8 protein-coding genes are annotated in these 12,052 nt (G+C 65.4%); 5 read left to right on the plus strand and 3 right to left on the minus strand.

Features of this window, described 5'->3' with window-relative positions:
• Window positions 1–19: 19 nt before the first annotated feature.
• On the minus strand, window positions 20–2,317 hold the full coding sequence (gene metE, locus HOP58_RS15010) for a 5-methyltetrahydropteroyltriglutamate--homocysteine S-methyltransferase (RefSeq protein WP_234260781.1): 2,298 nt from the start codon (window positions 2,315–2,317) through the stop codon (window positions 20–22).
• A gap of 97 nt (window positions 2,318–2,414) precedes the next feature.
• Here metE and HOP58_RS15015 point away from each other — a divergent pair, with 97 nt between their 5' ends.
• Window positions 2,415–3,329, plus strand: coding sequence for a LysR family transcriptional regulator (locus HOP58_RS15015; RefSeq protein ID WP_234255409.1), 915 nt, complete (start codon window positions 2,415–2,417; stop codon window positions 3,327–3,329).
• Here HOP58_RS15015 and HOP58_RS15020 read toward each other — a convergent pair.
• Together HOP58_RS15020 and HOP58_RS15025 are read right to left on the minus strand one after the other, a co-directional pair.
• Window positions 3,316–4,956 (minus strand): ATP-binding protein, encoded by a 1,641-nt coding sequence (locus HOP58_RS15020; RefSeq protein WP_234255410.1) that lies wholly within the window; start codon window positions 4,954–4,956, stop codon window positions 3,316–3,318. The genes HOP58_RS15015 and HOP58_RS15020 overlap by 14 nt on opposite strands.
• 3 nt (window positions 4,957–4,959) lie before the next feature.
• A complete protein-coding gene (locus HOP58_RS15025; RefSeq protein ID WP_234255411.1) occupies window positions 4,960–5,673 on the minus strand; it encodes a response regulator in 714 nt (237 codons plus the stop codon).
• Between the two features lie 347 nt (window positions 5,674–6,020).
• Between HOP58_RS15025 and HOP58_RS15030 the strand changes: the two genes are divergently transcribed.
• From HOP58_RS15030 to HOP58_RS15045, 4 genes are all read left to right on the plus strand, one after another.
• The gene (locus HOP58_RS15030) at window positions 6,021–8,915 is read left to right on the plus strand and encodes a ribonucleoside-diphosphate reductase subunit alpha (protein WP_234260782.1); all 2,895 of its coding nucleotides are present in this window, start codon (window positions 6,021–6,023) and stop codon (window positions 8,913–8,915) included.
• 187 nt (window positions 8,916–9,102) lie between these two features.
• On the plus strand, window positions 9,103–10,344 hold the full coding sequence (locus HOP58_RS15035) for a ribonucleotide-diphosphate reductase subunit beta (RefSeq protein WP_234251261.1): 1,242 nt from the start codon (window positions 9,103–9,105) through the stop codon (window positions 10,342–10,344).
• 124 nt (window positions 10,345–10,468) lie between these two features.
• Complete coding sequence (locus tag HOP58_RS15040) at window positions 10,469–10,798, plus strand: hypothetical protein (protein WP_234260783.1); 330 nt, start codon at window positions 10,469–10,471, stop codon at window positions 10,796–10,798.
• Window positions 10,799–10,927: 129 nt separating this feature from the next.
• On the plus strand, window positions 10,928–12,043 hold the full coding sequence (locus HOP58_RS15045; protein WP_234260784.1) for a phosphatidylserine/phosphatidylglycerophosphate/cardiolipin synthase family protein: 1,116 nt from the start codon (window positions 10,928–10,930) through the stop codon (window positions 12,041–12,043).
• The last annotated feature ends 9 nt before the right edge of the window (window positions 12,044–12,052 follow it).

Consider the following 12,052-nt stretch of genomic DNA (forward strand, 5'->3'; position numbering starts at 1 on the left):
ACGCAGCGCAGCGGCGCCTTCAGCCGTGGCGGCGACGCAGCTCGCGAGCCGCCGCGACCATGTTGGCCAGGGCCGGCTCAACCTCGGCCCAGCCGCGGGTCTTGAGGCCGCAATCGGGGTTGACCCACAGCCGCTCGACGGGAATCCGCTCTGCCGCCTTCTCCATCAACTGCACCATCCACGCCACGTCAGGCACGTTGGGCGAGTGGATGTCGTAGACGCCCGGGCCGATCTCGTTGGGATAGGCGAAGTCCTGGAAGGCGTCGAGCAGCTCCATGTTCGAACGCGAGGTCTCGATGGTGATGACGTCGGCATCCAGTGCGGCAATGGCCGCGATGATGTCATTGAACTCCGAATAGCACATGTGAGTGTGGATCTGGGTGGTGTCGCGCACCACCGAGGCGGTCAGGCGAAAGCACTCCACGGCCCAGTCGAGGTAGGCCTGCCATTCACCCTGCCGCAGCGGCAATCCCTCGCGCAGCGCCGGTTCGTCGATCTGGATCGCCGGGATGCCGGCGGCCTCGAGGTCGGCCACCTCGTCGCGCAGGGCCAGGGCGATCTGGCGACAGGTCACCTCGCGCGGCTGGTCATCACGCACGAAAGCCCACTGCAGCATGGTCACAGGTCCCGTGAGCATGCCCTTCATCGGCCGCTGGGTGAGCGACTGGGCATAGCGGCTCCAGGCCACCGTCATCGCCGCCGGGCGGCTCACGTCGCCGACGATGACCGGCGGTTTGACGCAGCGCGAGCCATAGCTCTGCACCCAGCCGTTGCGGGTGAAGGCGTAGCCGTCGAGCTGCTCGCCGAAGTACTCGACCATGTCGTTGCGCTCGGCTTCGCCGTGCACCAGCATGTCGATTCCGTAGGCTTCCTGACGCCGTACGGCATCGGCGATCTCGTCGCGCATCTGCGCTTCGTAGGCGTCATGACCCAGCTCGCCGTTCTTGAAGGCGCGCCGGGCGGCGCGGATCTCTGCGGTCTGCGGAAAGGAGCCGATGGTGGTGGTGGGAAACAGCGGCAGGTCCAGCGCGCGCCGCTGGGCTCGGGCCCTGACCGGATAGGGGTTGTCGCGTGAGAGCTCGGCATCACCGACGCCGGCCAGACGCTGAGCGACCTCGGGCCGGTGCAGCCTTGGCGAGGCGCGCCGGGCATCCAGTGCCGCCGTGGCAGCGGTAACCCGGGCACGATCCTCGTCAGTGGCACGATTGCCGAGCAGGCGCGCCAGGGTCACGGTTTCGTCGAGCTTCTGGCGAGCGAAGGCGAGCCAGCTCTTGAGCTCCTCGTCGAGCGTCGTCTCCGCCGCCAGGTCCACCGGCACGTGCAGCAGCGAACAGGAGGGCGCCAGCCACAGCCGCTCGCCGAGGCGCATGCGGGCATTGGCCAGGCGCTCGTGCAGAACCGCCAGATCGGCGCGCCAGATGTTGCGGCCGTCGATGGCGCCCACCGACAGCACCTTGTAGCCCGGCAGATTGTCGAGCACCGCTGTGAGCTGCTCGGGAGCACGCACCGTATCGATGTGCAGGCCATCCACCGGCAGACTCGCGGCCAGGCGCAGGTTGTCGCCGAGGCCACCGAAGTAGGTGGCCACCAGCAGCTTGACCGGGGCGGCGCGCAGGCTGCTGTAGGCGAACTCATAGGCATTGCGCCATTCGATCGGCAGGTCCTGCACCAGCGCCGGCTCGTCCAGCTGCACCCACTCCACGCCCTGTTCGGCCAGCCGCGCGAGTATCTCGCCGTAGACCGGCAGCAGCGCTGGCAGCAGGCTCAGGCGGTCGAAGTCGGCCTCACGCCCCTTGCCCAGCCACAGCCAGGTCAGCGGACCGGTGAGTGCCACCTTGGCCGGGTGTCCCGCAGCATGCGCCTCAGCTACCTCGTCGAACAGCCGCGTGCCGGCGAGCTTGAACGTCTGCCCCGCATGTAGCTCCGGCACCAGGTAGTGATAGTTGGTATCGAAGTATTTGGTCATCTCGCAGGCGGCAGCCGGCGCCCCACTGGGCGCCCGCCCACGGGCCATACGGAACTGGGTGTCGAGCTCGACCTCGCCGCGTGCGACCTCCGCCTCGGCGGCAAAGCGCGCCGGTACGGCCCCCACCATGGCGCTGACGTTGAGTACCTGGTCGTAGAAGGCGAAGTCGCCCACCGTGACCAGATCGAGGCCGGCATCGCGCTGCGCCTGCCAGTGGCGTGCCCGTAGCTCTCGACCCACAGCCTCGAGAGCGTCCCGGCCCAGCTCGCCACGCCAGTAGGCCTCGACAGCCCGCTTGAGCTCGCGGTCGGCGCCGATTCGCGGATAGCCAAGCACATGAGCTAATGTCATGATGAAACCCTCTACGCATGAATGTTGCGGTAGAGTCTCGCTGGCACATGAAATTGAATCAAACTAAATAAATTAACCCAGAACATGAAAGAAGCTCATGATTGAACTTCGTCACCTGCGCACGCTGATCGCGCTGCGCGACGCCGGCTCCCTGGTCGAGGCGGCAGAGCGGGTTCACCTGACCCAATCCGCTCTCTCCCACCAGATCAAGGATCTCGAAGAGCGACTGGGTACCGCCCTGTTCGTGCGCAAGACGCGGCCCGTCGAGTTCACCCGCGCCGGGCAGCGGTTGCTGGTCCTGGCCGAGCAGGTGCTGCCGCTGGTGCGTATGGCCGAGCGCGACGTGGCGCGCTTGATCGGCCATGAACCGGGCCGCCTGCATATGGCCATCGAGTGCCACAGCTGTTTCCAGTGGCTGATGCCGACCATCGACCGCTTCCGCGACCACTGGCCGGAAGTGGAGATCGACATTCCCGGCGGGCACCACTTCGACCCGCTGCCGGCACTGGCCCGCGAGCAGCTCGATCTGGTGATCACCGCCGACCCGCAGCCGCTGACCGGCGTCTATTACGAGCCGCTGTTCCGCTACGAAGGACTGCTGGCCGTGGCCCGCCAGCACCGTCTCGCCGAACACTCCTTCGTGACCCCCTCAGACCTGGCCGAGGAGACGCTGATCACCTACCCGGTAGAGCATGCCCGGCTGGATGTCTTCACCCAATTCCTCGATCCTGCCGGCGTGCGCCCCCGGGAGATCCGTACCGCTGAGCTCACGGTCATGATGATGCAGCTGGTGGCCAGCGGTCGCGGCGTCTGTGCACTGCCCAACTGGGCGTTGACCGAGTATCTGGAGCGGGACTACGTGAAGGCAGTGGGTCTCGGCGAGGCTGGCATGTGGAGCACGCTTTACGCCGCCATCCGCGACGAGAGCCGCGATCAGCCGTGGATGGAAGACTTCCTGCGTACGGCCCGCGAAACCTCCTTCGCCGTGCTCGAAGGCATCAAACCGGCTTGACCGGCGGCAGCCTCTCCTTGCCCACCGGCACCCGCGGCAGCAGCAGCGAGAAGCGTGCGCCGCCCAGCTCCTGGCTGTCGTCGACCACCACGCTGCCACCATGCCAGGCCATGATCTTCTGCACGATGGAGAGCCCCAGCCCATAGCCGCCGCTGCGCCGGGTGCGGCTGTCGTCGAGGCGGGCGAAGGGTTTGAAGATCGACTGGCGCTCACCGGGCGGCACGCCGGGGCCGTCATCCTCGATGTCGAGCCGCACCAGACGCGACTCCAGCGAGAGCCGCACCAGCACCCGCGACTGCGCATGGCGACAGGCGTTGGCCACCAGGTTCTGCAGGGCCCGCTGCAAATAACGTGGATCGGCCTGGACCTCCACCTCGGCCCCCGGGGCCAGCTCGAGACGCAGATGGGCATGCAGCGGCGCCAGGGTCTCGATGACCCGCTCGGCGACGGCCCGGCAGTCGACCCGGGTACGCTCCAGTGCGGTGCCGTTGACCAGGCCGCTGTCGAGGCGGGCATAGGTGAGAATCTCGTCGATGAGCTGGTCGAGCTCCTCGATATCGCTGTCGATGCCGTGCAGCTGGCGGTGAACGGCCGGGTCGTCGGTCATGTCCTCGACCATCTGCATGGCGAAGCGGATCCGCGCCACCGGGGTACGCAGCTCATGGGAAACCGCCCGGATCATCTCCTGCTGCGAACGCAGCAGCGACTGTACCTGAGCCGCCATGGCGTTGAAGGCCATGCCGACCCGACCGATGAAGCCGCCGCCATCGACCTTGACCCGGGTATCGAGGCGGCCGCTGGCGATGCGCCCGGCGGCCAGCTCTAGCCGCGCCAGACGTGCCTCCACGCCACGCACGATCAGATAAATGATCGCCGCCAGCACGCCGAGCATGATCACCAGCACCAGCAGCAGCAGCGAAATGGGGGTGGGTTCCAGCGCCGAGACGGGGCCGATCGACAGCCACTGCCGCGAGCCGTCGGCGGCAGGCACCGCCAGATGCACCGTCAGCGCCCAGTGGCCGGGCAGCAGACGAATCACCAGTTCACCGTCGCGCAGTCGGGAAAGCTGGTGGCTATCGAGTCCTTCGGGGGCCAGGTCACGCAGGTGTACCGGCAGGGCATCGCTGGTCACGCCTTTGAGGCGCCGCTGGCGCGCCTCGCCGTCGACCTCGGCGAGCCAGTCGCCGAGCAGCTGCGCCAGGCCGCGCAGCTGACGCTCGTTGAGCCCCGACAGGCGCGCCTCGAGAATACGCTCCTCACGCGGCAGTTTCCGATAAAGACGCCAGCTGTCTTCGTCGTAGACCTTCACCAGCACGCGGCCCCGATCCAGCCGTCGCCGCTCGAACCAGCTCAGCTCGGTGTCGTCGGGCTCGCGCAGCGAGAGCCGCATGTTGAGCAGATCGGACTGCTGGGTCAGCCAGGTGCCGCGTTCATGAGCCGGCAGGGCCGCCACTCGCCAGGAGAGAAGCTGCAGCGGCGCTTCGGCCAGCTGTTCACGATACTGTTCGACTCGCACCCGGTCGACCAGGGCCAGGCCCATCAGGGCCAGGCCGAAGGTCAGCAGCAACGCCAGCGCCAAGGCCAGATAGACACGCAGAAAGGAGCCATCGGCCAGGAACCGCTGCATCGATCAGGCGTCCTTGACGAACAGGTAGCCCTTGCTGCGTACTGTCTTGATCCGGTGCGGATGGTTGGGGTCGTCGCCGATCTTGGGCCGTATCCGCGATACCCGCACGTCGATGGAACGATCCTGGCCATCGTATTTGATGCCGCGCAGATCGCTGAAGATCTCTTCCCGCGTGAGTACCCGCCCGGCGTTGCTGGCCAGCAGCCACAGCAGGTCGAACTCGGCGCTGGTGAGATCGATACGCTCGCCCTCGAGCCAGGCTTCGCGGGTGGCGCTGTCGACCTCGAGATTACCGAAGGTGAGCCGCGCATCGCCGGACTGGTCGGTATTCTCGGCGCGACGCAACAGCGCCCGCATACGCGCCAGCAGTACCCGTGGCTGAACCGGCTTGGGCACGTAATCGTCGGCCCCCATCTCCAGCCCAAGGACCTGATCCATGTCGTCGGTGCGCGCAGTCAACATCAGAATCGGCCCGGCATAGTTCGGCCTGGCCCGGCGACAGATCGACAATCCATCCTCTCCGGGCAGCATCAGATCGAGAATCACAAGATCCGGCTGCAACGCCTGGATCTGTTCAACGCCTCGCGAGCCCTCGGCCTCCACCGTTACCTTGAAGCCATTCGACTCCAGATAGTCCCGGGTGAGCTCCGCCAGGCGCACGTCATCCTCGATAATCAGCACGTGTTCCATGTCGCTGCTTTCCAGGTTGTCATCCATCCTAGTCATCCCCGTGCTGGGCCTCGTTGTCATTGGGACACCCTGTCCCGCCAATCACTCATCAAGGATACCCGAAATAGGCGCTTTCGCCTGCCTTTGGCGACATTTCGCGTCCTTGCAGCTTGCCAGCGAAGCATAGCCCGGACTGGACGATATCCCAAAGGATGCCCCCTGAACAGTCACAGCTCACCCACAGGTTATCCACTTGAAGACGGCGACAAAGCACACTATCTTGTGCTCTCAAGATGGAACAACACAAGATGATGTGCATTTAGCAAGTCCACCCCTGACTGTCAATGCCTTCATCGCCCCCTGTCTCATCCCCACGAAAAAGGGATCATCGGCTCATGGAACTTCAGACCCCCGACCCGACCGACCTGTCGCTCACGGCCCCGCACACCCTGCGCGTGATCAAGCGCAACGGCGACGTGGTGCCCTTCGATGCCGGCAAGATCGCCGTGGCCATGCGCAAGGCCTTCATCGCCGTGGAGGGCGACAACGTCAGCGCCTCCTCGCGGGTTCGCGACTTCGTCGACCAGGCCAGCCAGGGCATTGCCAGCGCCTTCCTGCGCCGCATGCCCGACGGCGGCACGGTGCACATCGAGGACATTCAGGATCAGGTCGAGCTGGCACTGATGCGGGCCGGTGAGCAAAAGGTGGCCCGCGCCTACGTGCTCTATCGCGAGGAGCACGCCCGCGCCCGCGCCGCCGCCGGCGGCGACATCGAAAAGCCGCATCCCACGCTCAACGTCACCCTCGACGACGGCAGCCGGCGGCCGCTCGACCTCGGCCGCATCGAGACGCTGGTATTCGATGCCTGCGCCGAGCTCGAGAACGTCGACCCCAACCGCATCGTCGAGGCATCGCTGAAGAACCTCTACGACGGCGTTTCGGTGGACGGCGTGTCCCAGGCGCTGATGATGACCGCGCGCACCCTGGTGGAGAAAGAGCCCAACTATACCTACGTCACCGCGCGGCTGCTGCAGGACAGCCTGCGCCGCGAGGCGCTCTCCTTCCTCGGCGTGGCCGAAGAGGCGACCTTCGGCGAGATGGCCGAGCTCTACAAGCCGGCATTCCTGGCGTATGTCGCCCGCGGCATCGAGTACGAACAGCTCGACCCCAGGCTTGCCGAGTTCGATCTCGAGCGGCTCGGCGACGCGCTGGACCACACCCGCGACAACGCCTTCACCTATCTCGGCCTGCAGACCCTCTACGACCGCTACTTCATCCATCGGGACGACGTGCGCTACGAGCTGCCCCAGGTGATGTTCATGCGCGTGGCCATGGGCCTGGCGCTGAACGAGGACGACCGCGAAGCGCGCGCCATCGAATTCTACGAGCTGCTCTCCAGCTTCGACTACATGGCCTCGACGCCGACCCTGTTCAACTCGGGCACCGTGCGCAGCCAGCTCTCCAGCTGCTACCTCACCACCGTTCCCGACGATCTCGACGGCATCTACAGCGCCATCCGCGACAACGCCCTGCTCTCCAAGTGGGCCGGCGGCCTGGGCAACGACTGGACCCCGGTACGCGCGCTGGGCTCCTACATCAAGGGCACCAACGGCAGGAGCCAGGGCGTGGTGCCGTTCCTCAAGGTGGTCAACGACACCGCGGTGGCGGTGAACCAGGGCGGCAAGCGCAAGGGCGCGGTGTGCGCCTATCTGGAGACCTGGCACCTGGACGTGGAGGAGTTCCTCGAGCTGCGCAAGAACACCGGCGACGACCGCCGCCGCACCCATGACATGAACACCGCCAACTGGGTGCCCGACCTGTTCATGAAGCGGGTGTTCGACGACAAGGAGTGGACGCTGTTCTCGCCCGCCACCTGTCCCGACCTGCACGACCTCTACGGCGCCGCCTTCGAGCAGCGCTACGAGGAGTACGAGGCGATGACCCGCTCGGGCCAGCTCAAGCTGTTCAAGCGCGTGCGCGCCAAGGACCTGTGGCGCAAGATGCTCTCGATGCTGTTCGAGACCGGCCACCCGTGGATCACCTTCAAGGACCCGTGCAACCTGCGCAGCCCGCAGCAGCACGCCGGCGTGGTGCACTCCTCCAACCTGTGCACCGAGATCACCCTGAACACCAGCGTCGACGAGATCGCGGTGTGCAACCTGGGCTCGATCAACCTGGCGCAGCACGTGGTCGACGGCAAGCTCGACGACGCCAAGCTCAAAAAGACCGTGCGTACCGCCGTGCGCATGCTCGACAACGTCATCGACATCAACTACTACGCGGTGCCCCAGGCGCGGAACTCCAACCTCAAGCATCGCCCGGTGGGGCTCGGCATCATGGGCTTCCAGGATGCCCTCTACGCCCAGGACATCGCCTACGCCTCCGAGGCGGCAGTGGAGTTCGCCGACCGCTCCATGGAGCTGGTCAGCTATCACGCCATCGAGGCGTCCAGCGACCTGGCCGCCGAGCGTGGCCGCTACGAGAGCTTCGAGGGCTCGCTGTGGAGCCAGGGCATTCTGCCCATCGACTCCATCGACAAGCTGGTGACGGAGCGCGGCGAGAAGTACATCGAGGTGGACACCAGCGCCACCCAGGACTGGGACCGCATCCGCAAGAAGATCGCCGAGCAGGGCATGCGCAACTCCAACGTGATGGCCATCGCCCCTACCGCGACGATCTCCAACATCTGCGGCGTGTCGCAGTCGATCGAGCCCACGTACCAGAACCTCTACGTGAAGTCGAACCTCTCCGGCGAGTTCACCGTGGTCAACGCCTACCTGGTGCACGACCTCAAGGCGCGCGGTCTGTGGGACGAGGTGATGATCAACGACCTCAAGTACTACGACGGCTCGGCCCAGCCCATCGAGCGCATCCCGGACGACCTCAAGGCCAAGTACGCCACCGCCTTCGAGGTGGAACCGAAGTGGCTGGTGGAAGCCGCCTCACGGCGCCAGAAGTGGATCGACCAGGCCCAGTCGCTGAACCTCTACATCAAGGGCGTTTCCGGCAAGAAGCTCGACGTGACCTACCGCATGGCGTGGTTCCGCGGCCTCAAGACCACCTACTACCTGCGCGCCCTGGGCGCCACCTCGGTGGAGAAGTCCACCGTGGACCGCGGCAACCTCAACGCGGTGAGCAACCAGGCGCCCCCGGTGGCCCCGGCAGCTTCCGCGACACCGGCCAGCGAGCCGCGCGGGGTGGAGGACTTCCTCACCGGCAAGGCGGGCAGCGGCTCGCGAGCGCCCAGTGCTGCGGAAATAGACGACCTGGGCTGCGAAGCCTGCCAGTAGGTTAACAAGCTGGCTGCGCTCGGCCATACGGCGTTGGAAATTGGTTCGGAATGCTCATTTACAAACACGTAAACTCCGCTTCCTTACCAATTTCCGCCTTGTCTGGCCATCGCTCGCTCAGCTTCATCCGCAACGAGATTACTCCTGATCCGAACGATATCGGATCCAGCCAAATAAAGGTGAAGCCATGCTGAACTGGGACGAGTTCCACGAGGACGAAACCACCGTCGCCGAGCAGCCGGCCAAGGCCGCGCCGGCGCCTGCCGCCAAGCCACAGCCCGCACCGGCCGACGAGGTCAAGGAGTCCGGCGGCAATTACCGGGTGGCCGACAGCGACCGCCTGGCGCGGGCACGCAAGTCCTTGGAAGAGCTCGACGTAGCCGCCGGTCTCGAGGAGCTGGAGATGGGCGCGGCACGCATTCAGGTCGACGACAAGCAGATGATCAACGCTCGCGCCGACCTCAACCAGCTCGTCCCCTTCAAGTACGAGTGGGCGTGGCAGAAATACCTGGACGGCAGCGCCAACCACTGGATGCCCCAGGAAGTGAACATGAACGCCGACATCGCCCTGTGGAAGAGCCAGGACGGCCTGACACCGGACGAGCGGCGCATCGTCGAGCGCAGCCTGGGCTACTTCTCCACCGCCGACTCGCTGGTGGCCAACAACCTGGTGCTGGCACTCTATCGCCTGATCACCAACCCCGAGTGCCGTCAGTACCTGCTGCGCCAGGCCTTCGAGGAGGCGATCCACACCCACGCCTACCAGTACTGCGTGGAGTCGCTGGGCATGGATGAAGGCGAGGTCTTCAACATGTACCGCGAGGTGCCGTCGGTGGCCGCCAAGTCGGCCTGGAGCCTCAAGCACACCCAGTCGCTGGCGCGCCCGGACTTCAATACCGGCACCCCGGAAACCGACCAGGAGCTGCTGCGTAACCTGGTGGCCTTCTACTGCGTGACCGAAGGCATCTTCTTCTACTGCGGCTTCAGCCAGATCCTCTCCATGGGTCGGCGCAACAAGATGACCGGCGTTGCCGAGCAGTTCCAGTACATCCTGCGCGACGAGTCGATGCACCTGAACTTCGGGGTCGACATGATCAACCAGATCAAGATCGAGAACCCGCACCTGTGGGCGCCCGAGTTCCAGGACGAAGTGACCCAGATGATCCTCGAGGGCACCGAGCTCGAGATCGCCTACGCCCGCGACACCATGCCCCGCGGCGTGCTGGGCATGAACGCGGCGATCATGGAGGAGTACCTGCACTTCATCTGCAACCGCCGTCTGGCCCAGATCGGCCTGAAGGAGCAATTCCCAGGGGCGCAGAACCCCTTCCCGTGGATGAGCGAAATCATCGACCTGCGCAAGGAGAAGAACTTCTTCGAGACCCGCGTCACCGAGTATCAGGTGGGCGGTGCGCTGAGCTGGGATTGAGCCCCACTCGTTCTCACGCCCCACTCGCTGACGAGTGGGGCGCTTAACCAAGCAGGACCCAGGAGCCACCGGCCTTTATGTAGCCAACCAAGACCCACTATCGATTCCAAGTGAGGTAAATGTCATGGCAAGTCACTCTCTGCAAGACCATGCACTGCCCACCGCAGCTCAGCTCCCGCTCGACGCCAGGGCCTGGCAATCGGCCCTCGACCAGGCACTGACCGCCCACGGCGGCCCCAACGCCCTGGCCCTCTACCCCCACGTGGCCTTCGCCTTTCCCTCGTCATCGCCCAACCCCTATACCCGCGAGTATCCGCTGCTCGACTACCACGAGCTCAAGGAGTGGGCGAATTCCCGCGGTTGGCGGGTGCGCCCGGCGCCAGAGCGAGCTCCCGAGGGGGAGAAGTACAGCCCGCCGGTGCGCTTCACGCGCCTGCCCAGTCGCTATCATTGAGGCGCCGCGCTCAATGGGTCAGGCCGGCGGTCCGGTCTGGCCCGGCTGCCAGACTCTTCTGCCGTTGTGGCGATCGCCGTATCCCCCTACCCTCTGGGCAAGGAGATTGGCAACGGCAAGGAGAGCCGCATGGAACCCAGCTGGAAGCACGGCAACCTCATCACCCTGATACCCGACAGCGAGCGCTTCATCCCCGAGCTGCTGGAGGCCATCGACAAGGCCGAGGAGTCGGTTTGGTTCGAGCAGTACCTGATCGAGTCCGGCCGAGTGACGCGTCGTTTCTTCGATGCCATGGAGCGCGCCGCGCAGCGTGGCGTCGCGGTGCATGTGGTGCTCGACAGTTTCGGCGCGGTGAGCCTCGGGCAGCGTGACCGTGAGCGGCTCTCCTCGGCAGGCGTGGCCCTGCGCCACTACAACCCCTTCATGATGCGGCGCCTGCGGCGCAATCTGAATCGCAACCATCGCAAGCTGCTGCTGGTCGATCGCCGTGTCGCCTATACCGGCGGTTACTGCCTCACCGACGACTACCTGGGCGACTGGTTCGACGTGGTGGTACGTGCCGAAGGTCCGGTGGTAGAGGATTGGATCACTCTGTTTGCCGATCTCTGGGAGTCCTCACGCACACGTGGCGACAAGGCCGGCGTCGACCGGGAGCGTCCCGCCGCTTCCGCTTTCGCTCGGGAATGGGAGATGCCGGCCCGCCTGGTGCACAACGAGGGGCCGAGCGACATGTCGATTCGGCATTCACTGCATCGGCACATAACCATGGCCAAGCAGCGACTGTGGATGTACACGCCTTACTTCCTGCCGTCACGGCAGCTGCGCAAGCTGATCGGCGACATCGCCCGGCGCGGCGTGGACGTGCGTCTGCTGGTGGCCGGCAAGGGTCACGACCACCCCAGCGTGCGCTATGCCGGCCAGCGCCACTTCGGCGAGCTACTGGACGCCGGCATTCATATCTACGAGTATCAACCTCGCTTCACCCACGCCAAGTTCTGCATCGTCGACGACTGGGTTACCGTGGGTTCGTGCAATTTCGATCACTGGAGTCTGCATTGGAATCTCGAAGCCAACGTGGAAGTGGAGCATCCCGGCTTCGCCGCCGAGCTGACCGAACTGTTCGAAAGCCATATGGGCGACAGCAAGCCGGTACGCCTGGCAGAGTGGTCCCAGCGTTCCAGTGCGCAGCGCTATCGCGAGCGCTTCGCCGCCCTCATCAGCACCTGGCTGGCAGGGTTGCGTTAAGATTTGCCC

It is taken from the genome of Halomonas sp. MCCC 1A11062 (genome assembly GCF_021404355.1).
Lineage (GTDB): Bacteria > Pseudomonadota > Gammaproteobacteria > Pseudomonadales > Halomonadaceae > Halomonas > Halomonas aerodenitrificans.